General features: G+C 40.3%; 19 protein-coding genes and 1 pseudogene. 15 read left to right on the forward strand and 5 right to left on the reverse strand.

The features are described 5' to 3' along the window. The 11 genes from ACFFAP_RS20820 to ACFFAP_RS20870 all read left to right on the forward strand — a co-directional run. Positions 1-461 (forward strand): hypothetical protein (locus ACFFAP_RS20820; protein ID WP_375512993.1); only part of this gene is annotated, 461 nt, incomplete at its 5' end. A gap of 353 nt (positions 462-814) precedes the next feature. Continuing rightward, positions 815-1,858, forward strand: a complete 1,044-nt coding sequence (gene pstS / locus ACFFAP_RS20825; RefSeq protein WP_375512994.1) for a phosphate ABC transporter substrate-binding protein PstS — start codon at positions 815-817, stop codon at positions 1,856-1,858. 272 nt (positions 1,859-2,130) lie between these two features. Further along, on the forward strand, positions 2,131-3,132 hold the full coding sequence (gene pstC / locus ACFFAP_RS20830) for a phosphate ABC transporter permease subunit PstC (RefSeq protein ID WP_375512995.1): 1,002 nt from the start codon (positions 2,131-2,133) through the stop codon (positions 3,130-3,132). Between the two features lie 63 nt (positions 3,133-3,195). Then, complete coding sequence (gene pstA / locus ACFFAP_RS20835) at positions 3,196-4,077, forward strand: phosphate ABC transporter permease PstA (RefSeq protein WP_375512996.1); 882 nt, start codon at positions 3,196-3,198, stop codon at positions 4,075-4,077. Between the two features lie 119 nt (positions 4,078-4,196). After that, a complete protein-coding gene (gene pstB / locus ACFFAP_RS20840; RefSeq protein ID WP_375512997.1) occupies positions 4,197-4,976 on the forward strand; it encodes a phosphate ABC transporter ATP-binding protein PstB in 780 nt (259 codons plus the stop codon). A 625-nt stretch (positions 4,977-5,601) separates the two neighbouring features. Beyond that, on the forward strand, positions 5,602-6,381 hold the full coding sequence (locus ACFFAP_RS20845; protein ID WP_375512998.1) for a phosphate ABC transporter ATP-binding protein: 780 nt from the start codon (positions 5,602-5,604) through the stop codon (positions 6,379-6,381). Between the two features lie 317 nt (positions 6,382-6,698). Continuing rightward, positions 6,699-7,853, forward strand: coding sequence for an NYN domain-containing protein (locus ACFFAP_RS20850; RefSeq protein WP_375512999.1), 1,155 nt, complete (start codon positions 6,699-6,701; stop codon positions 7,851-7,853). An 81-nt stretch (positions 7,854-7,934) separates the two neighbouring features. Then, positions 7,935-8,639: an SDR family oxidoreductase gene (locus tag ACFFAP_RS20855; RefSeq protein WP_375513000.1), complete on the forward strand. Its 705-nt coding sequence runs from the start codon at positions 7,935-7,937 to the stop codon at positions 8,637-8,639. A gap of 106 nt (positions 8,640-8,745) precedes the next feature. Then, positions 8,746-9,801 (forward strand): 4-hydroxyphenylpyruvate dioxygenase, encoded by a 1,056-nt coding sequence (gene hppD / locus ACFFAP_RS20860; RefSeq protein WP_375513001.1) that lies wholly within the window; start codon positions 8,746-8,748, stop codon positions 9,799-9,801. Continuing rightward, on the forward strand, positions 9,798-10,235 hold the full coding sequence (locus ACFFAP_RS20865; RefSeq protein WP_375513002.1) for a GNAT family N-acetyltransferase: 438 nt from the start codon (positions 9,798-9,800) through the stop codon (positions 10,233-10,235). The genes hppD and ACFFAP_RS20865 overlap by 4 nt, the downstream gene beginning before the upstream one ends. 70 nt (positions 10,236-10,305) lie before the next feature. Then, positions 10,306-10,998 carry an HAD family hydrolase gene (locus ACFFAP_RS20870; RefSeq protein ID WP_375513003.1) on the forward strand — a complete coding sequence of 231 codons (693 nt, stop codon included), beginning with the start codon at positions 10,306-10,308 and terminating at the stop codon, positions 10,996-10,998. A gap of 134 nt (positions 10,999-11,132) precedes the next feature. On the opposite strand, the gene ACFFAP_RS20875 is transcribed toward ACFFAP_RS20870, so the two are convergent. Further along, positions 11,133-11,759 carry a CPP1-like family protein gene (locus tag ACFFAP_RS20875; protein WP_375513004.1) on the reverse strand — a complete coding sequence of 209 codons (627 nt, stop codon included), beginning with the start codon at positions 11,757-11,759 and terminating at the stop codon, positions 11,133-11,135. 646 nt (positions 11,760-12,405) lie between these two features. Between ACFFAP_RS20875 and ACFFAP_RS20880 the strand changes: the two genes are divergently transcribed. Beyond that, positions 12,406-13,125 carry a response regulator transcription factor gene (locus tag ACFFAP_RS20880; RefSeq protein ID WP_104905561.1) on the forward strand — a complete coding sequence of 240 codons (720 nt, stop codon included), beginning with the start codon at positions 12,406-12,408 and terminating at the stop codon, positions 13,123-13,125. Between the two features lie 716 nt (positions 13,126-13,841). Here the strand turns inward: ACFFAP_RS20880 and ACFFAP_RS20885 are convergent. Continuing rightward, positions 13,842-14,033, reverse strand: a pseudogene (locus ACFFAP_RS20885) (DUF2811 domain-containing protein); the annotation flags it as partial. A gap of 488 nt (positions 14,034-14,521) precedes the next feature. Between ACFFAP_RS20885 and ACFFAP_RS20890 the strand changes: the two are divergent. Further along, positions 14,522-15,778 carry an MDR family MFS transporter gene (locus tag ACFFAP_RS20890; RefSeq protein ID WP_375513005.1) on the forward strand — a complete coding sequence of 419 codons (1,257 nt, stop codon included), beginning with the start codon at positions 14,522-14,524 and terminating at the stop codon, positions 15,776-15,778. Between the two features lie 181 nt (positions 15,779-15,959). On the opposite strand, the gene hisIE is transcribed toward ACFFAP_RS20890, so the two are convergent. Further along, complete coding sequence (hisIE, locus tag ACFFAP_RS20895; RefSeq protein ID WP_375513006.1) at positions 15,960-16,610, reverse strand: bifunctional phosphoribosyl-AMP cyclohydrolase/phosphoribosyl-ATP diphosphatase HisIE; 651 nt, start codon at positions 16,608-16,610, stop codon at positions 15,960-15,962. Between the two features lie 102 nt (positions 16,611-16,712). Continuing rightward, positions 16,713-16,901, reverse strand: coding sequence for a ChaB family protein (locus ACFFAP_RS20900; RefSeq protein ID WP_375513007.1), 189 nt, complete (start codon positions 16,899-16,901; stop codon positions 16,713-16,715). Positions 16,902-17,021: 120 nt separating this feature from the next. Between ACFFAP_RS20900 and hemL the strand changes: the two genes are divergently transcribed. After that, entirely contained in the window at positions 17,022-18,320 is a 1,299-nt protein-coding gene (gene hemL / locus ACFFAP_RS20905) for a glutamate-1-semialdehyde 2,1-aminomutase (RefSeq protein WP_118165119.1), read from the forward strand. Between the two features lie 375 nt (positions 18,321-18,695). Here the strand turns inward: hemL and ACFFAP_RS20910 are convergent, their stop codons facing one another. Beyond that, the gene (locus ACFFAP_RS20910) at positions 18,696-19,538 is read right to left on the reverse strand and encodes a fasciclin domain-containing protein (protein WP_375513008.1); all 843 of its coding nucleotides are present in this window, start codon (positions 19,536-19,538) and stop codon (positions 18,696-18,698) included. Positions 19,539-20,274: 736 nt separating this feature from the next. On the opposite strand from ACFFAP_RS20910, the gene ACFFAP_RS20915 reads away from it, so the two are divergent. Beyond that, the gene (locus ACFFAP_RS20915) at positions 20,275-21,069 is read left to right on the forward strand and encodes a glutathione S-transferase family protein (protein WP_375513009.1); all 795 of its coding nucleotides are present in this window, start codon (positions 20,275-20,277) and stop codon (positions 21,067-21,069) included. Positions 21,070-21,125 lie beyond the last annotated feature (56 nt).

Below are 21,125 nucleotides of genomic sequence, written 5' to 3' on the forward strand. Positions count from 1 at the left end.
AAAGTCGTGTTGAGGTACTCCAAAATCGTGTTGAAGTACTTGAAAGTCGTGTTGAGGTACTTGAAAGTCGTGTTGAAGTACTTAAAAGTCGTGTTGAGGTACTCCAAAATCGTGTTGAAGTACTTGAAAGTCGTGTTGAGGTACTTGAAAGTCGTGTTGAAGTACTTAAAAGTCGTGTTGAGGTACTCCAAAATCGTGTTGAAGTACTTGAAAGTCGTGTTGAGGTACTTGAAAGTCGTGTTGAAGTACTTAAAAGTCGTGTTGAGGTACTCCAAAATCGTGTTGAAGTACTTGAAAGTCGTGTTGAAGTACTTGAAAGTCGTGTTGAGGTACTCCGAAGTCGTGTTGGAGTACTTCAAACTTTGTCGCACCGCGATCAAGTACACAGGTGCGTACGCATCGCTTTCATAAATCTCCACAAACAAAGCGATGTCTACGACGGGCTATTCGGCGTCGCTTGACTTTTCAAACAGTCGCTACTATTCTTGACCTTCAACACGACAATAAAAAATGGAACATACTTCAAAATTTCATGCAACATTGTGGTTTTGTATTCCAATTTTAAAAGGTTTGTCTAATCTGCGATCGCCCTTGTAAGTTGTTTTTTGACGAAGAAAATATGTTTCACGCTCAAGGAAAATCTGCTCTTCAATTTGCTGATAGTTATAGTGTTTATGCTTGTCACGTAAGACATTTATAAATAAGATTTAAACACAGCTTAATCCGTTGTTTATTCATTGTTAACCAAAAAAAACTTAACTTATTTTAAGGCTGGAATTACAGCAGGAAAGTATTCCTTTAAGTCAGAGGTTATATGATTTTTTCGACCACCATCTTGAATCGTGTCGTCGCTACTTCAGTGGTGACAGCTTCTGTTGCACTTAGTCCATTTTTTGGTGCGATCGCACAAGCTGAAACTTTGAACGGTGCAGGAGCAACTTTTCCGGCTCCGCTTTACGAACGCTATGCTCGTGAAGTCAAAAACAAGTATCCAGACTTGAAAATTAATTACCAAGCAATAGGTAGCGGTGGTGGTATTCGTCAAGTCACTGCTGGAACCGTTGACTTTGGTGGTAGTGATGCTGCAATGAAAGATGATGAAATCGCTAAAGTCAAGAACGGTGTAATCTTAGTACCCACAGCAGGCGGTGCTGTTTCTGTTGTTTATAATCTTCCAGGTGTTAATAATCTCAAATTATCCCGCACTACACTACCGGCAATTTTCTCAGGTCAAATTACTAAATGGGATGACGCAAAAATTAAAGCTGATAATCCGGGTGTCAATCTACCAAATCAAGCAATTAAATTTGTTGTTCGCGCCGATGGTAGCGGTACAACTTTCATTTTCACTAACCACTTAAGTGCTACTAGCGGTTATTTTAAAGGCAGAGTTGGAGTTAACACTGCTCCCAAATGGACTCTGCCAAACGTCCTCAAAGGCAAAGGCAACCCAGGCGTAGCAGCCTTAGTATCTCGTACTCCTGGTTCTATTGGTTATGTAGAATATGCCTACGCTGTCAAAAACAATCTGAAATCAGCGCTGATACAAAATAAGAGAGGAGAATTTGTTGCTCCTTCTTTACAATCTGCAAACGCAGCTTTATCAACTGTCACTTTCCCAGACAACTACCGCGTTTTCGTAGGAGATCCAGGACAAGGTTATCCGATTGTCGGTCTTACCTGGATGATGGTTTACAAACAGTATGCTAATGCTTCTAAAGCTGATGCTATAAAAAAATGGATTAATTGGGTATTGAAAGACGGTCAACAGTATAACGATGACCTTAACTACACCAAAATTCCATCTGATGTAGCAAATCGGGTGCTTCAGACAGTGAATAACTCTGTCAAACCTTAATTTACAATTTTTAGGACTTATACACAATAAATCCCCCAACCCCCTTAAAAAAGGGGGCTAAGAGTCTCTTAAAGTTCTCAAATTTATCGGAACATTTAGGCGGATATAAAAATTAAAAAAACTAAGCAAGTAATTTGAAAACACGCTTTAGGTGAATCAAGACTTTAGGGTTTCTATGCTTAAGTCTTGAATATTACTACTTTCTTCCCTTAAAAAGTTGAGTTAACTACTCACTCTACTAGCAATAAAAAAATCTATTTTATTGATTTATAATGGCAAATTCATCGGAACCAGCCGACAGAAATTCATCACATGATTTCAATCAAGGCGATGAAGATTTCAATCTAACAGCTATTGGCGGCACAAATCTCTGGTTTGACCAAGGTTTTACACGGCTAGTATACTTTTTTGCCGTGATTACCGTTGCAGTGCTATTTTTGATGAGTTGGGTAATTTTACACGAAGCTCTACCAGCCATTAAGCAGTTTGGATTGGGGTTTTTGTGGGGTCAAGATTGGGATACAGGTAATCAGCTTTTTGGTGCATTACCCTATATTTATGGAACTTTGGTAAGTAGTGCGATCGCTATTTTCTTCGCTATCCCAGTCGGAATAGCAGTAGCCTTAGTCACGAGTGAAAATTTTTTACCATCATCGCTGCGAACCACTTTAGCATTTGTTGTTGAATTAATTGCAGCAATTCCCAGTGTTATTATTGGTTTGTGGGCGATTTTTGTTTTTATTCCAGTTCTAGAACCTCTACAAAAATGGCTAGCCAGCACTTTTAAATGGATACCACTATTTAATACAGAAGACCCTTCTGGGACTAATATGTTGACTGCTGGAATTATTCTAGCCATCATGATTTTGCCCACAATGGCAGCAATTACTCGTGATGTTTTAATAGCTATCCCTAAAGAATTACGTAGCGCATCTATGGCTTTGGGTGGTACTCGTTGGGAAACAATTTTTCGGATTTTGTTACCATCTGGATTTTCTGGAATAGTGAGTGCAGCAATGCTCGCCTTAGGGCGTGCTTTGGGTGAAACAATGGCTGTCACTATGGTAATTGGCAACTCTGCTCAAATTAGTGCTTCTTTACTCAATCCAGGTTATACAATTCCCTCTGTATTAGCTAATGAATTTGCCGAAGCTGAACCGGGTTTGCATATAGGCGCTTTAAGCTATTTGGCGTTGATTTTGTTTGGGTTAACTCTAGCTGTAAATATTGGCGCTGTACTCTTGCTTAAATGGGTTGGCAGAAAAAATAAATAGTACTACTTTAATACAAATATCTCAATGTAATAAAAACTTTACAAATTAAAACTCCTAAAAAATATGAGTGGTTACATTCAGTCAGAAACTGATGAATCTCTGGCGAGAGAATTATGCAGTCCTTTGCCAACAAAGCGAGTAATATTTACCTATGGAATGAATGCGATCGCCTTTGGTTTTACAGGTCTAGCACTCATTCCTTTATTATCAATTTTGTGGGAAATTTTCATCCAAGGAATATCTGGACTTAAATCAGATATGTTTGTCAAAGCAGTTATTGATAATGGCTTTGGCAATGCCATCTTAGGAACCATAATCATGGTGGTAATTGGTGCTATTTTAAGTATTCCCACAGGAATAATGACAGGAATTTTCTTAGCAGAATTTGGTCAAACCAACTCAATTGCTAGTATTGTTCGTTTTATCAGCAGTATTCTAACAGGCGTGCCTTCAATAGTTGTAGGCGTATTTGCTTACGGTGTGATAGTTTTGGTAACTAAAGGATTTAGTGCGATCGCAGGCGGTTTTGCTTTAGCCGTAATTATGCTACCTGTAATTATACTGACAACAGAAGAATCCTTAAAACTGATTCCCACATCTCAACGTTTAGCCTCTGCTGCTTTAGGCGGAACTCGCTTTCAAACTACCCTTCGCATTGTTGTCACTGCTGCAATTCCCGGAATTACTACAGGCATTTTATTAGCTGTAGCTCGTGCTGCTGGTGAAACAGCACCCTTAATTTTTACTGCTTTATTTAGTCTAGATTGGTCAGAAGGATTATTAAGTCCAACAGCTTCCTTACCAGTATTGATTTTTAACCTCTACAACGACCCCGACCCGCAAAAAAATCAATTAGTCTGGACTACTTCTATAGTTCTACTTGGCTTAATTTTATGTATCAGCATTCTCTCTCGCTTAGTTATTAGACAGAGAAGATTGAAGTAAAATCAATAATCTTTTACATTGTTTTGTATCTTGGCAAAGTATGATATTAAGATGATAATCCGCTAGGATAAAGCCTTGTTTTATGTGTATTAATTAGGAATTACGAATTACGAATTAGCATGAGTAACCTAATACCAGCTATCAAAGTTAAAAATATCAGCTTTTACTATGGCACAACAAAAGCAATTGAAAAGGTGTCAATAGATATTTATCAGAATCAAATAACCGCAATTATTGGGCCAAGTGGTTGTGGTAAATCTACCTTCATCAAAATTCTTAATCGCATTAACGAATTAGAAGGGCCTGTAAAAGTTGAAGGAGATGTAGAATTTTTTGGTCAAAATATTTATGCTCCTCGTGTCAATATCAATCGGTTACGCCGCCAAATTGGTATGGTGTTCCAAAAACCGAATCCTTTTGAGATAAGCATTTACGAAAATGTTGCCTACGGTATGAGAATAGCAGGCAGGTATTCAAAATTAGAATTAGATGAGATTGTGGAATCTGCACTTCACAGTGCTGCTCTTTGGGATGAAGTGAAAGATAAGTTGGATAAATCAGCTTTAGGGCTTTCTGGTGGTCAACAACAAAGATTATGTATTGCCCGTGCTTTAGCAGTCAAGCCGAAAGTTCTGCTGATGGATGAGCCTTGCTCGGCTCTTGATCCGATCGCTACTATGAAAGTAGAAGAACTACTTCATAGTTTGCAGTCTGAGTTGACAATTGCGATCGTTACTCATAACATGCAGCAAGCCGCTCGTATCTCTGATTTTACGGCTTTCTTCAGCACCGATGAAAGTCGGATTGGTCAAATGGTTGAATTTGGCGCTACAGAGCAAATTTTTAATAACCCACTAGACCCCCGTACCCGCGACTACATTTCAGGGCGTTTCGGTTAAGGTATGCCCCAGTGTAAGTAGAGCGGCGTAAATAATTAAAGGTTTGTAGTGAACGCGAGTGCGTCTCGTAGAGAGGACTAAAGTCCTCAAATGAGGGCTGTTCGCGAAGCGTTCCCGTAGGGTAGCCCTCACTACAAACTAATTTCAATCTTTTTTACATTACTTAATCTAGTTTGATTTATTCTTACCGACTTACTTAACTTAATGATTTTTGTCGAACCATTTGGTAGTAGAGGGTATTCATAAAGTGCGGTTTAAAAATAATTACTAATTTATCTTTATTAGATAAACTAGCTCCTCACCATGAGGTGTATATGATATTAATATTTTTTTCATTTATACATAGCTATTTTAAGTCGAACCAGCCCCAATTTTTTTTAATTGGAAGGGATGGCATATAGATCAATCGACCAAAGCTGGTATAAAAAGTCTATAAAAGATTATTTTTGGAGCATAGTCTTAATATAAATATTTAGATCTACTAATAACAGCTTATCTGCTGTATGACTACTGTATAACTACGTAAGTTTTATGAATATCTCCTTTTGGGAGTAACATAGTGAAACAGCGCTGCTGATTTGTACTACCTTACTTCGTCAACTTTTATTTCACACGTTTTGGGAATATGAGTAAACTAATTCCAGCTATCAGAGTCAAAAACTTCAGCCTCTCTTACGACACTCAAAAGATAGTTGAAGGCGTGTCAATGGATATTTACCAAAACCAAGTCACGGCAATTATTGGTTCTAGTGGTTGTGGCAAGTCTACTTTTCTTAAATCGTTAAATCGGATGAGTGAATTAGAAGGAGAAGTGAAGGTTGAAGGAAAAGTAGAATTTTTTGGACAAAGTATTTATGAGCGTCGTGTCAACATCAATCGCTTACGTCGCCAAGTCAGTATGGTTTTTCCCAAGCCAAATCTTTTTCCCATGAGCGTTTACGATAATGTTGCCTATGGGGTGAAATTAGTTGGATGGCATCCAAAAGTAGAATTAGATGGAATCGTTGAATCTGCCATCAAAGCTGCCGAACTTTGGGATGAAGTGAAAAATAAGCTGCACAAATCTGCTTTAGAGCTTTCTGGCGGCCAACAACAAAGACTATGTATTGCCCGTGCTTTAGCAGTTAAACCGAACGTTTTATTAATGGATGAACCTTGTTCAGGTCTTGATCCTGTCGGTAGTCTGAAAGTTGAGCATCTGATCCATAACTTACGCTCTGAGTTGACAATTGTGATGGTTACTCACAATATACAGCAAGTTACTCGCCTATCTGATTTTACGGCTTTCTTTTACAGTAATCAAAATCGCATTACTCAAATGGTTGAATTTGGTACTACAAATAAAATCTTTACTAACCCCGTGGATTCTCGCACCCGTGACTATGTTTTCGCCCGTATTAATTGAAGTTTTTCTAAAATTCTAGCTATTCAGAGAGCTACTACATAGTCTTGCAGAAATTAGGGGTTAAATTTAATTTCCACTTGTTTTGAGTTTTTCCTGTGTTGGGCAATTCAAAGTGATGTTGACAGTCGTTTTTTATACGGTATATTTAGAGGCAAGTATCTGCTCTAGACCACCTGAATCACAAAATGAAATGTCCTCGGTGCGAATCTACTTTATATCGGAAAAATGGTCGTCGGAATGACAAGCAGAATTACCTCTGCAAAAATTGTGGTAAACAATTTCTTGAGCCTGCATTCCCTCGTTCCTTAGAAGGTGAGTTGCTTGCTAACAGCAATGGACATACTAAAGTATCTATAGCCGAAACTACAGAAGTTCCTTTAGTAAAAGACTTGCCAAAAGAAAAAATCACAGAGAAGAGTCTTGGCTCTTTTAGTCTTACATTAGCTGAAGAACTGCTGCAAACTATATTATCACCTGATTGGCTAGAATCTGCTGCCTTCAGCCAATTTATCCAAAAATTTCAACAAAAAACTGAAAGAAAACATCAATTAGAAATAGGAATCTCACTTCTGCTTTTAGATGCAGAAAACTTAAAATTAGATGTTAATTCCGAATTGTTTTTAGCCAGTGTCTGTAAGTATCCTCTCCAAGTTAAAATTGCATTTGCTAACTGGAGAAATCCCAGTATTGGCAAGCAAGATATTGAACTATACAATCGTGGCTATCAACTTGTCCATGTGCCTGGAGGTAAAGACAGTGCTGATGCAAAAATGATCGCACTTGGTGCTTGTGTTTTACGCTCTTATCCAACAGTTAAAGAAATCTTGGTCTGTTCTGGCGATGGAATTTTGATCCACCTCTGTAACGAACTTCAAAATCAAGGATTAATTGTTTACTGGGTACGTAGACAAGGACAAAATTTGCATATAGAAAACCGGAATACTGGTAAATTAACTCATTATTCCTTACCAATGGCAACAGAAGTTCCATCTTTTGAACAAGTGGTTGATAAAATTCAAGATTTAATTAAAACTGAACAGGAATCAATCAATGCTCGATTAAACAATTTAGTGGCTGTTGCAACTTTATTTCAAGAAAGATGTGATATCAATATTAAACATCATTCAAAGCAAACAGAAATTGAGGAAATAATCCCTGTTATAGATAACTCATCTGCACAATCTATTCAAAAAGAAGAAAAAGAAGGTTCTGCGGAAATTCCTAATGGAGAAACATTAGATAAATTACTATTGAAAATTATTCAAGATATACAAATCAAATCTCCTGAAACTAAATTATCTGTGTCCAAGCTAGGTTCAGAGCTACAGAAAATAACCAGAAAATCTCCTAATTCAATTATTAAAAAATTAAAGTTAGGTTCCAATTTTACCAAATATTTAGAATCATCTCCCACATTTACATTAAAGGCGAGTGGCAAGGAATATGAGGTAATACCGCTATTCTCTGAGTAAATACTTTCTGGATGTCTACGTACAACTTGAGTCTGTAATTCTGTATTATGTATAAAGATGTAAAGAAATGTAAATATTATAATGCAGGATAAAGTCGTTGTTGTTGTCGGTGCTACTGGTGGCATTGGTTCAGCTTTAACACACAAACTTGCGCCTAATGGAGTCCGGTTGGTACTGGTTGCCAGAGATGCGGTTCGTTTAACAACACTGGCAAATGATTTACCAGGGCAAGTTTTGAGCGTTCCCACCGATATAACTGACCCGCAACAGGTAGATACTTTGATAGAAAAGACCAGAGCTGAGTTTGGTCAAATCGATATTTTAGTGAATGCAGCCGGTGCTGGTATACTCAAGCCTTACAACAGCCTAGAACCTGCTGATTTAGACAAGATGCTAGATGTCAACTTAAAAGGCAGCTTTTATACCACTCAAGCGGCTGCTGAACAGATGCAAAAGCGCAAGTCTGGTCACATCTGTAACGTGGTTGGAATTCTAGGCAAGCATTCGATGGGAATGGCCGCAGCTTATTCTGCTTCTAAGTTTGGTGTTGTCGGTTTCAGCAAATGCATGGCAGAGGAACTCAAGCGTTTTGGTATCAAGTTCACGCTATTCTACTTTGGTGGGGTAGATTCTCCTTTCTGGGATAACGTCAACCTAAAAGTAGACCGGAAAAAAATGCTCAGTCCTGAAACTGCTGCCAATGCGATTTTCTTTGCCCTTTCTGCCCAAGCGCAAGCTGTGCCAATGGAAATTAACATTCAACCTGATAATCATTTGTTTTTTTAAAGTTGCAGTACACCTACATAATTCTTGCCTGGGAAAGACCTGAAAATTTAGCAAAAAAGGCAAAATTTACAGAGATATAAGCTGTTATGCTGGATTTTCAGTATTTATGAAAATTGATCACGTTCATTTCTATGTAGAAGACGCCAAAATGTGGCGGGATTGGTTTGTACACCATCTTGGTTTTCAAGCAGTAGCCGATCGCAGCACTTCATTTCACACTTGTACAGAAGTGGTAAAAAGTGGTGCTGTCTGCTTTTTTCTATCTTCACCACTGTTACCCACAAGTCCAGTAGCTGAGTTTCTGCGTCAATATCCCCCTGGTGTGGCAGATGTTGCTTTTGCTGTCGAAGATGTAAAAAGCGCGATCGCACTAGCTCAAAAACACGGTGCTACAATCCTACAACCCGTCCAAGAACGCCAGGTGGGTACAGAATTCCTCAAGTGTGGCAAAATTGCCGCCTGGGGTGGACTGACTCATACATTGATCGAAAGGTCATTGGTTTTTGATAAAGGACAAATGACTAATGACAACACTTTTACCGCCATCGATCACATAGTGTTAAACGTGGCAGTTGGTGAATTGGAAAATGCTGTCGCTTGGTACGAAAATATCCTAGATTTTCAACCCCAGCAGGCTTTTAAAATTAAAACCAATCGTTCTGCTTTACACAGTCAAGTGATGGTTTCGCACAATGGCAGCGTCCAATTGCCAATTAATGAACCAGCTTCCAGAAATTCCCAAATTCAGGAGTTTTTAGATGTCAACCGGGGGCCAGGAATTCAACATCTTGCCTTGCGGACGACTAATCTTGTGAGTGCGATCGCTAAATTTCGTGCCAGTAATTTATCCTTACTCTCAGTTCCCCAAAGCTATTACACGCAACTAAAACAACGTCCAGGATTGCCTTTATCACCCTTAGAACTGGAAGCGATCGCTCAACAGGAAATTCTGGTGGACTGGCAAGAATATACTCCTTTAGAGGCAGGAAATACCGCGCCCTTGTTACTGCAAATTTTTACCCAGCCAATATTTGAACAGCCGACATTTTTCTTTGAGTTTATTGAACGCCGTTACCAAGCTCAAGGTTTTGGCGAAGGTAACTTTCGCGCCTTATTTGAAGCCATTGAAAGCGAACAAATTAAACGCGGTACCCTGCAATGATGCCTGAGTACAAAATATCAATTGAAATTCAGCCAGACTCCAAACAAGTTGATTTTATTGACAAGCAACTTCAACATTTCAATCTAGGCAAGATTGGAACTTACCAATATACGCCACTGTTTCTATTGCTTCGTGATTCAGAAAAAAAGGTAGTGGGCGGCTTGGAGGGTTTTATCGGCTTGGGATGGTTCCATATCGGTACTCTCTGGGTTACAGAGGAGTTAAGAGGTTATGGATATGGAAAAGCACTTCTTTTGGCGGCAGAGCAAGAGGCTGTTAATCGTGGTTGCTTAAACGCATATCTTTTTACTTACAGTTTCCAAGCTCCCAAATTTTATCAGCACTTGGGTTATAAAGTTTTTGGAGAGTTAGAAGATTTTCCTCCAGGTCATCGTCGATACTTTCTTAAAAAGAGTTTACAAAAAACCCCTTAACTAGACTTTATATTCTCGAAAAATAGCCATACATCTGAGATAATTTTAATAAAAATTAACTTTTCCGCCGATGCTAAGACTTATTACTGACTTCGACGGCCCAATTATTGATGTTTCCGAACGGTACTACCGTGTTTATCAATTCTGCTTAGAGAAAACCCGTCGTCCAGACCAAGTAGTACAAGAACTTCCGAAAGTGGAATTTTGGCAATTAAAGCGATCGCGTGTTCCTGAAAAACAAATTGCCTTGAATTCTGGGTTAGACGAAGCCCAAGCCCAAGAATTTGCCCAGTTGCGGCGGCAAACAGTGCATACAGAATCTTACTTTCACTATGACAGCCTTGCACCCGGTGCTGTGGATGCTTTATTAAAAATTCAACAAGCTGGAATTGATTTGGCAGTTATGACCATGCGCCGATTTCGGGAACTAGATTATGCCTTCAAAAAACACGATTTAGGAAGATTTTTCCCGGAAAATCGTTGTTATTGCTTGAGTAACGACTACGTTAAAACTCGTGATATTGAAGATAAACCCTTATTGATGGCTAGGGCTTTAAAAGAACTGCCTCCAGCTAGTGATATTTGGATGGTGGGAGATACCGAAGCCGACATCACCGCAGCTAAAAATTATGGGATTAAGGTGATGGCTGTGGAATGTGGCATCCGCGATCGCACCCAACTGGAACTTTACCACCCCGACTTAATCGTTAAGGATTTCAGTGCTGCTGTAGATTTAGTCTTAAAACCTAAACAGCTTGTCTAAAAAGGCTTTCTAGCTGCAACAGATTGAATTAAAATAGGAGTCAAAATAGGTATTCTGACTCCTGACTCTCAAATTTTAAGAAGAACACACATAAACCATGTCTTCTTTACGGAAACTTGCTTAAAAGTAGCAGTTTACCGTAGAAAGCTACTAACCAACCACAACAATATAAACGTTAATACACTAGAGAACTGATTCGATGACAAATTGAGGAATGATATTTGTGGTGAAAGCCAGCTAGCAACTAGTCCCCCAGCGATTAAGCCAATTATTAAACTGACCAGGGTGAACAAAACTGCTCGGCCAAATTTACTTTCCTTGCGATTGAGAAAGTAAATACTAGCGCCTACCCCAACTACCAATGCTAACTGCAAAACCTGATCGCCTCCCTCAGGGTAAAACACACTGATAGAACTCAAACCAAGAAACCAAGCTCCTGGCAAGAATATATCAGCAGGCGTTGGTTGATCCAGCATCCGTTGCAGCCATGCAGGTGACTGCTCACGAGGGGTTGGACTTTCTTTAGGAGGCGATTGCACTCGCAACTCTGGAAACCGAATACGCTCAGGGACTTTAATTTTACCTTCTTGGCGCATCCGTAAGCGATCCATTAAAATCGCATCGTAAGCAGCTTCAATTACTTCTAAATGCTTGGCATCGCTACTATATTGCTCGAATAGGCGATTACGAGCATCCTGAATTTCATCGAAGCTAGCCTCTTCTGATACCCCAAGTTTTTCGTAGGGATTTTGATCGCTCATGGGAGTTTGTTACTTCAGCCTCAGTCAGCGGCAGTCTTTTGTCGAATAAAAAACAGCTTTAGGTTTTGTTTTAATCGAGACTAAAGTCTCGACCTATTTTATGCCCTAACAGGATAGTAGCACGGGTTAGTTTAATCGACTTTGTAATTTTAACTATAGCCACTTTAACATATCGCTATAACTCCGTGTATACCCTCATGTCGTTGTCTAGTTCTGGCTCTAATCTAGAATTTGAACGAAGAGTACCTAAAACACATAGTTTTTATGAAAATATCAACTTTACTGTTTCAAATTTGGCAACTTACTGTGCCCTAATATAATTTTTTTAATTATACTGAATAATCGCTTGTGGTATATATCCGCATATCGATTTAAAATTGAGGCGTTTTAAGTTACCACCTAACTGGGATCAAGAACGTGTCTTGGTGTTAAGAACTGTTGCGGCTAAAGTCAGAGCGCTTATATACTGTGGCTAACAGAAGTTTAGCGTTCTCATCGCCCACAATCCTGATTAGAGTATTTCTTTTTGAATAATCAGGAATCTCATACCGTAGCCATGTAGATTCTTAGTTAGTCCCTAAGTGGCAACTGCGTTTTTACGCAAACCTTTTGTTAATCTTACGAATTTTTGTGCAAAGTAATGGTCATGGCTCCTGCCAAGATTCTTGTAGTTGACGACGACCCTGCGGTTCGGAATTTAATCCAACGCTTTCTGATTAAGCAGAACTATCAGGTAGAGGCTGCCGAAGATGGAAAGACAGCCTTAACTCTATTTGAGCAATTTAACCCCGACTTGGTAATTCTAGATGTGAATTTACCAGATGTAACTGGGTTTAACCTCTGCCAAGAGATGCAAAGTCGTAATGGTGTGTTTGTTCTGATGTTGACTAGCCGTGCTGACGAAGCTGACAAAATTCGCGGCTTTGCTAAAGGTGCTGACGATTATCTCACCAAGCCTTTTGGGTTAGGAGAGTTAGAAGTCAGAGTCGGAGCTATTTTGAGGCGTCAACGAGTGATAACTACTGCCGAGCAAAAACGCTTGGTATTTGAAAAACTTATGATTGACCCAGTGCGACGGGAGGTAGCACTTAATAACCAAGCAGTACCTTTAACTGCTCTGGAATTTGACTTGTTGCATTTTTTAGCCAGTCATCCAGGTCGAGTTTGGCGGCGTGCGGAGCTAATCCAAGAGGTATGGGACTATGAATATGTCGGCGACCAACGGGTTGTAGATGTCCATATTGGGCAAATTCGCAAGAAGATTGAAATTGATGCTAGTCAGCCAGCATTAATTCAAACTGTACGTGGCGTAGGGTATAAGTTTGAATCTGCTGCTCACCCCCAGCAGTTAGAAGGCAAGTCCTGAGTTAACAGTCTAGAGTTTTTTAACTCTTGACTGTTAACTCTTGGCGGAGGGATTAGTGAATTTCTTTGGCTTTAGTAAAAGACAAATTTAGACAATCAAATAGGTAGATATTGCTCAAATACACACTAGGCAGTTATTTGAGATATTTATCTGTTTAAGACAGTGGACAGGGGAGAGAGTCCACTGGAAAATATTTCTTTGCATTTGACCGTTTTGGTAGATATAACGGTGCTGAGGTTGGAGTTCGTAGGGTAGCACATATCATTGGTATCAACAAAAGCCTAGAAATAGCTTAACTGTTGGCTTCTTCATCCGCCCTGAACTTCAGTTCCTTGCGGAACATAGCTTTTACGTTAAGTTGACACGTATGCACAGCTTTGCGCCCCTACAAACGTGTTTGTATCCAAAAGAAAACCGCTATACAACAAGTACTAACGGTCAGGTAATATATTCAAGTCTTGCCTCAATTCTAAATTTTGCCCTATTACCAACTAGTTTTGGCAACAGGAGAAACTATTGGAACCTCTTTAAGGATCAGAATCTACTGATCTTTTTTGTTGTAATATTACCCCGATATGGCCGATCGCTTTGGATCAAAATCCCATTAATGGGGCACGGTTTGCCGTGCCCGTATTAGGGCTTCATACCAGTATCTATGGGGTATCTAGTAAATTAGCTGTCGCGGGTGAGTCGGTACAGGGCATTTCTACTGAGGAGTGGTGGAACAAAGTTTCCAGATAGACTCGAGCAGCACGGCGATCGCTATCTCCATTTTGGAGTAAAAACAATGATAGCGCCGCCGTCAATACTCTGTTTTCATCCCAATCGGGATGGGTTTCTAAGTAGTTTTTTAAGGATTCGTGGAGTGTTTCGGGAATTTCTGTAAAGATGCTAACCGTTGCTTTCATAAGATTTTCCTCCTATGAGGATAATCAAGAGGGACAAATTGCTTGCGCTGAAGCGGCTTAGGGCTACTTCACACGCTCTTTCGCCAGCCCGCCAATCTTCGCCCACATCTGGTGGTAATATATTTTACACATTTGATGCCAACGGTTGAACGAACTACAAAAGCAAGCCGAATCATTGTGCGCCAAGAGGGGGTGGGTTTGTCAATGCTGCGAAATGTTAAAAACATTTGTATAAAAAATAAATACGAACGGTATAATAGGTATTTGAAGCCATTTTTTGTTACGTAACTTTATAAGAACTCAGTCCAATAAGTTCTTTGTCACTGTTAATCAACAATCCCCAATAAGACAGCAAGAACCCCATTAGTTCGTAGAGAACCTGTGGAAAACTGCTAAAATCCCTGTGGAAACCCTGTGGAATGAGTGAGGAAAATAGCAGCCAATGATAAGAATTACAAAAATGTCACAGAAGCATGACATTTGAACTTATGAAATTAGCTTCGCAATCGCAGTTATCATCGTGGCTGCCCTCAATACATCCCCAGATATGGATTTTTGCAATTGGTAGATTTCTGTCGGAAGTTGGCACCGGCTGTACCCTGTTTTACGCCCCCATCTTTTTTGTCAATCAAGTTGGTTTATCTGCAACCAGTGTTGGGGTAGCCTTGGGTAGCGCCTCGATTTCCGGCGTTGTAGGGCGGATTGCAGGTGGTTCTTTGGCTGATTCTGAACACTGGGGACGCCGCCGCACTTTGTTGCTAGCCACGGCGATTTCCGCAATTGGTTCTCTAGTTTTAGCTACAACCAATAATTTTACGATTTTGGTAATCGGTAGCTTGATTAGCGGTTTAGGGATAGGTTTCTATTGGCCGGCGGCTGAAGTTGTTGTTGCTGACGCCAGCCAGATTGACAATCGCCGCGAAACTTTTGCGATCGCCCGCCTAGCTGATAATCTTGGTTTAGCGATCGGAATTATGCTGGCTGGGTTTTTGATCGCGGTAATTGGGAGTTATCGATGGCTATTTGTGATTGATGCCATCTCTTTTTTGGTATTTTTCGGGGTTGTTTATGTGGGAATTAGTGAAAGTGAACAGAAGCAGATAGGGGAATCTGAAAAAACAGAACTTTTTGCTTCTTGGATGGCAGTATTAAGCGATCGCCGTTTCCTAGTCTACATAGCAGTTAATATATTCTTCACAATCTATATTTCTCAAATCCACAGCACCCTGCCGCTTTACTTCAAAAACTTTGTTATAAAAAGTACTACCGAAGGGTTTGCTCAAACTACGATTAGCGTTCTATTTGCTTGGCATTTGGTGTTCGCCATCATCTGTCAGTTGCCTGTTACTAGCATCTTAAAACGCTGCTCACACACACTCGCGCTTACTGTTTCTGCCATTCTCTGGGCAATTGGTTTTGGCCTGATTTGGGTAAGCGGCACTGCCCCATCTCATCATCTGGTTTGGGTAATATTAGCATTGGGAGTATTTGCTGTGGCGATTGTCTCCTATACCCCATCTGCTGCCTCTTTAGTGACTGAGTTAGCCCCGGAAAATCAACGCGGCGTTTATTTTTCCATCAACGCTTTGTGCTGGGCTGTTGGCTCTTTTATTGGTCATCCCTTGGGTGGATGGGCATTAGATCAACCACAAATTATTACCAATAGTTACTGGCTATGCTTCATCTTGAGTGTAGCGATCGCGGTGGCAATTTTACAGTATTTGAATCGAATTTTAGCTGAGTAGGGGCGCACATCTGTGCGCTTATTTAGGCAGGGGAGCAGGGAGCAGGGGGCAGAGGAGAAAAAATACTGGAATTTTCCTGCAAAAAGGGTTTCATATCAAGTCCGGTTAATCACTTATGATTACCGCATCTGTGCAAAAATCGGAAAAGCCTCTTTTCCCCTGCCCCCTGCCCCTTTCCTGCTCATTGGCGACGTTCTTGCAACTTCCGATATACAGATTTTAAATCAACTTGATGGTGAGCTAAGGCAACCAAAGTATGATATAGCAAATCAGCCACTTCACCTGCGATTGCATCTGCTTCATCATCCTTAAAAGCCATTATCACCTCGGCGGTTTCCTCACCAATCTTTTTCAAAATTTTGTTATCACCACCTGCGAATAGTTTACAGGTGTAGGAGCTTTCAGTAGGATTATCGCGGCGATCGCATATTATTTGAAACAATTGCGACAATGTATCCCCTGGTGGTGGGGCAATTTTCCCTTCTATTTGGTGAAAGCAACTGCGTTCTCCAGTGTGGCAGGCAACATCTCCTAATTGCTTTACCCCTATGAGCAACGCATCACTATCACAGTCATAACGGATACTCTGCACTTTTTGAATATGTCCAGAAGTCGCCCCCTTGTGCCACAATTCTTGCCGGGAACGGCTCCAAAACCAAGTTTCTTCAGTTTCCAAAGTTTTTTGTAACGACTCCTGATTCATCCACGCCATCATCAGGACAGTACCATCCAAATAATCTTGGACAATTGCAGGCACTAGACCCCGTTCATCGTAGCGAATTTCCTCAACAGGGATGGCGTAATGCAGTGAGTGCGAATCGTTAGAAGACATACCAGCTAGTTTGCTCTAATGAGAATAATTCATGGATTCACGATACCATTCTCAATAGGGCAACTGGCATGTTTTTTTTGAATTCAACTATCTTATCTAGCTCTAAACTAGAACATTCCGTTCCATAGCAGACTGCATTTTTACAGCACTCAATGCGACTTTGTGAGCTTTTGATGTCTCACCATACCAATGGATCGCCGAGTTAAAAGCTGCTCGGTAAAGATCCTGGTATGCTTCAGATAATCGAGTTTGAATATCTAAAGGCAAGTCTTTATTCGACTTGTATAACATATTATTATTTTTTTAGTTCAATTTTTTTGGTTCAGCTAATTTTATAGGATAGAAATTCTAAGTAGTTTTTGACACTATCCTAAGATAGAGCTTTTTATTGCCCACTGTTAGGAGAGAACCTTGGTAAATACCACAATTAAAACAACAAAATCACAAGAAGTTTTCGCTGCTGCTCAAAACCTCATGCCCGGAGGAGTCAGTTCTCCAGTTCGTGCCTTTAAGTCTGTGGGTGGACAACCCATCGTTTTTGATCGTGTTAAAGGCGCATATATTTGGGATGTAGATGGCAACCAATATATAGACTATGTAGGCACTTGGGGCCCAGCTATTTGCGGTCATGCTCATCCAGAAGTAATTGCAGCCTTGCATGAAGCTTTAGAAAAAGGCACGAGTTTCGGCGCTCCCTCAGTCCTAGAAAATGTTTTGGCAGAAATGGTCATCGATGCCGTTCCTAGTATCGAAATGGTTAGATTTGTCAACTCTGGAACTGAAGCCTGTATGGGAGTTTTGCGGCTGATGCGGGCTTTCACAAAACGAGACAAAATCATCAAGTTTGAAGGCTGCTACCACGGACACGCCGATACCTTTCTAGTGAAGGCGGGTTCTGGTGTTGCCACACTTGGCTTGCCAGACTCACCAGGAGTTCCGAAAGCGGCAACTAGCACCACTCTAACCGCGCCTTTTAATGACTTAGAATCCGTCAAAGCCTTGTTTGAAGAAAACCGCGACGAGATTGCTGGTGTCATTCTTGAGCCAGTTGTCGGCAATGCTGGATTTATTGCACCTGACGCTGGCTTTTTAGAAGGATTACGAGAACTGACTCATGAGCATGGAGCATTATTGGTATTTGACGAGGTAATGACAGGCTTCCGTATTGCTTACGGTGGCGCTCAGGAAAAATTTGGTGTGACTCCCGACCTAACAACCTTGGGTAAGGTGATTGGTGGTGGGTTGCCAGTAGGAGCTTATGGCGGTCGCCGAGATATTATGTCAATGGTTGCCCCCGCCGGCCCTGTATATCAAGCTGGGACTCTTTCTGGTAATCCCTTGGCGATGACTGCTGGCATTAAGACTTTAGAATTGCTGCAAAAGCCAGGTACTTACGAGTATCTTGACCGGATTACTAAGAAGCTAGCAGATGGTTTGCTGCAAATTGCTAAAGAAACTGGTCATGGGGTATGCGGTGGTCAAATCAGCGCCATGTTTGGCTTATTCTTTACCTCTGGCCCAGTTCATAACTACGAAGATGCCAAAAAGTCTGATACAGCCAAATTCGGACGCTTCCATCGGGGTATGTTAGAGCGTGGTGTTTACTTAGCACCCTCTCAATTTGAAGCTGGGTTTACGTCTTTTGCTCACACTGAAGAAGATATTGAGCAGACTTTAGCAGTTGCACGGGATGTAATGTCTAGCCTTTGACACTCTCCGACCTAAAGGTGAGTCAATACTGCGTAGGTTTTGAAGATTTGTAGGTTGGGTTTAACTTTAGTGTTACCTAACAAATCTTTGAAAATGTTGGGTTACCCTGCCTTAAGCCCCAACTCTTGGAGAGGCTTCTCTTTCAGAGACGCTAACGCGAACGCCAACGGGTCTACGTTCCTCAACCCAACCTACATTGGAGTTATTTTTTAAGCTTAACCGAACACTTTTGAAAGGTGAGTAGTCTGTAAGCTTTGAATTGAGGGGTAAAAAAGTTAGTAGTAAGGACTTTAGTCCTTACTACTAACTTTTTCATTTATCAAAACTTTTGCAATAAACTACTAATCTACTACAGGTTATACTGATATCTCAAAACTACAAGTCAGGAGGCAAAATCACCTGATCAATTGCGTGTATTACACCGTTAGTGGCTGTAATATCTGCCTGTGTCACTTTAGCTTCATTGACAGTTACACCGGTTGTAGGATCAACTTTAACGTTGATTGCGCCACCTTCAAGGCTTTTAACTTCACCAGATTTCAAATCAGTGGACAATATCTTACCAGATACTACATGGTAATTTAAAATCTTGATCAATACTTCTTTGTTGGCTGGGTTTAACAATTCTTGCAAAGCATCTTGTGGCAACTTAGCAAAAGCTGCATCAGTAGGTGCAAAAATGGTTAAGTTATCTTTACCTTGCAAAGCTCCGGTCAACCCTGCTGCTTTCAAAGCCTTAGTTAAGGTTGTAAAGGAAGCGTTTGACTCTGCCAACGCTAACAAATTTTTACCTTGATTGTCGCTTGCCCCTGGTCCTGGTGGAGTTGTAGTAGGTGTCTGGGTGGGTTGAGTTTCCGGGGTAGGAGGGATAGGACGTGGGGTGCGGGGTGGAACTTCACCAGGTGTAACACTACCACCACCACGGTTATATGGCGGTTCGTTGAAAATACTTGGTCTGGGATTTGTTACACCACCGTTCTGTGCTACTTGTTTGCGTTTGGTATTGCCCTTTTCTATTTCGGAAGCAGCTTCAACAGGTGTGTATTGAGCGTTTACTTGAAGACGTTGGCCCTTATTATAGGGGGCTTCGTTGAAAATACTGGGGTTAGGATTTAGTGCCTCTTTAGCTTCAGATGGTAAAGTAATAACGAGGCTGAAACTACCAAATCCTGCTATGCCTGCCAACGTGATCAGCAATTTGCTACAATTAGTCTTCATAAATTTTGTTTGTCTTTTTGTCCACACATTACATAAAGATTTATAACATTTTGCTATGCACAAAATCTAACCTAACAGGTAAGTAAAGTTTTTCCCCAGAATAGTTTGTGCTGGTCAGCTAAAATATCAAACGTCGGCTCACACTGAGAATTATGAAATATATTTAGCACATATTTTCTGTAATGAGTATATTTTTTCTTTACACTAAAAAGAGTTAAAAAGCCTCACTTGCTGTAGCGTCAACTCTCAGAAAGTGTGAAATTTTAACATCTACAAGGTATGAGTTACAATAAATTGTGATAAATATTTTACTTAGTTTAAAGTAACTTTTTATACAATTTTATACGTAAATCAATAGGTGATTAAAAAGTACTGAATACCATAAGGAATAAAGGGATCTCTCTGAATTAACCATTAATTATTCAGTAAAAGCAGAGAAATTAATTACCTAGATATCTTAACGTAGTCTAAACAGTGACGGAAATTAAAGTAACTGCTGAAGACTTACAACTGAGCGGTTAAGTTGATTTATGTATGCCAAATTCAATTATTTAATTATTTTATATTTATATGAAAAAATAATACTTTTTAAATCGATGATTTTGCTAAAAATCAGGCATAAGTTTAACCACAATCTCAATTAAAGAGACAAAAAGCAACTAATGTAAAGAAAAATTACTTTAACTAAAGATACAATTGTAAAGTTAAGAATTTGACCAGTTATAAGGTATACAAGATGCTGGAATTATACCAATGGGAACTATCTCAATACTCAGAGAAAGTGCGCCTAATTCTAGATTTTAAAGGACTAGATTACCGCAAAATAGAGGTTACACCTGGGATTGGACAGGTAGAACTATTCCGGCTGACTGGTCAGAAACAAGTCCCGGTATTAAAGGATCGTAATAGATACATTGCGGATTCTACGGAAATAGCTAAGTATTTAGACTTAGAGTATCCCGATCGCCCAATAATACCGCAAGATCCCAAAAAACGGGGTTTAACTTTATTAATAGAAGAATGGGCGGATGAGTCTATAGGGATCAAAGGTCGCAAAGCACTATTTGCAGCCATAAGTCAAGATCAAAATTTCCGCAAGTCTTTATTACCCACCTCAACACCAGATATATTTAAAAGTCTGGTTGGAGGAGTACCCACTGACTTACTGACAGTGCTAGGTTTTGGCGTAGGTTATAGTCCAGATATTATCCAGTCAGCGATCGCATCCTTAAAACAAGACTTGGAAGCCGTAACGTTATTATTAGCAGATAGTCCTTATTTAACAGGAGATGAGCCGACTTTAGCTGACTTGGCAGTAGCTGGGTTATCGATATTGCTCAAGTTCCCTCCTGGGCCCTATCTGGATTTACCAGCTTCTATTAGAGGTAAAGGATTACCAATCTTTTCAGAGAATATAGATTATGAACCATTCTTTACCTGGCGCGATCGCCTTTACGCCCAATTCCGCAAACCATTAATCATTACCACTCCACCAACAGGAAGTGCGCCAACTTCGATTCAGATTGACTAGGTAATTGGGACTGGGGAAGGTGGGGCCCCCTCTGGGGATAAGGGGTAATGGGGATT

This window comes from uncultured Nostoc sp. (assembly GCF_964245575.1).
Classification (GTDB): domain Bacteria; phylum Cyanobacteriota; class Cyanobacteriia; order Cyanobacteriales; family Nostocaceae; genus Nostoc.

Excerpts from the sequence above, each read along its gene's own strand:
- pstS (WP_375512994.1), top strand. The coding sequence starts at position 815 with ATGATTTTTTCGACCACCATCTTGAATCGTGTCGTCGCTACTTCAGTG.
- pstC (WP_375512995.1), top strand. The coding sequence starts at position 2,131 with ATGGCAAATTCATCGGAACCAGCCGACAGAAATTCATCACATGATTTC.
- pstA (WP_375512996.1), top strand. The coding sequence starts at position 3,196 with ATGAGTGGTTACATTCAGTCAGAAACTGATGAATCTCTGGCGAGAGAA.
- pstB (WP_375512997.1), top strand. The coding sequence starts at position 4,197 with ATGAGTAACCTAATACCAGCTATCAAAGTTAAAAATATCAGCTTTTAC.
- ACFFAP_RS20845 (WP_375512998.1), top strand. The coding sequence starts at position 5,602 with ATGAGTAAACTAATTCCAGCTATCAGAGTCAAAAACTTCAGCCTCTCT.
- ACFFAP_RS20855 (WP_375513000.1), top strand. The coding sequence starts at position 7,935 with ATGCAGGATAAAGTCGTTGTTGTTGTCGGTGCTACTGGTGGCATTGGT.
- hppD (WP_375513001.1), top strand. The coding sequence starts at position 8,746 with ATGAAAATTGATCACGTTCATTTCTATGTAGAAGACGCCAAAATGTGG.
- ACFFAP_RS20865 (WP_375513002.1), top strand. The coding sequence starts at position 9,798 with ATGATGCCTGAGTACAAAATATCAATTGAAATTCAGCCAGACTCCAAA.
- ACFFAP_RS20870 (WP_375513003.1), top strand. The coding sequence starts at position 10,306 with ATGCTAAGACTTATTACTGACTTCGACGGCCCAATTATTGATGTTTCC.
- ACFFAP_RS20875 (WP_375513004.1), bottom strand. The coding sequence starts at position 11,759 with ATGAGCGATCAAAATCCCTACGAAAAACTTGGGGTATCAGAAGAGGCT.
- ACFFAP_RS20880 (WP_104905561.1), top strand. The coding sequence starts at position 12,406 with ATGGCTCCTGCCAAGATTCTTGTAGTTGACGACGACCCTGCGGTTCGG.
- ACFFAP_RS20890 (WP_375513005.1), top strand. The coding sequence starts at position 14,522 with ATGAAATTAGCTTCGCAATCGCAGTTATCATCGTGGCTGCCCTCAATA.
- hisIE (WP_375513006.1), bottom strand. The coding sequence starts at position 16,610 with ATGTCTTCTAACGATTCGCACTCACTGCATTACGCCATCCCTGTTGAG.
- ACFFAP_RS20900 (WP_375513007.1), bottom strand. The coding sequence starts at position 16,901 with ATGTTATACAAGTCGAATAAAGACTTGCCTTTAGATATTCAAACTCGA.
- ACFFAP_RS20910 (WP_375513008.1), bottom strand. The coding sequence starts at position 19,538 with ATGAAGACTAATTGTAGCAAATTGCTGATCACGTTGGCAGGCATAGCA.
- ACFFAP_RS20915 (WP_375513009.1), top strand. The coding sequence starts at position 20,275 with ATGCTGGAATTATACCAATGGGAACTATCTCAATACTCAGAGAAAGTG.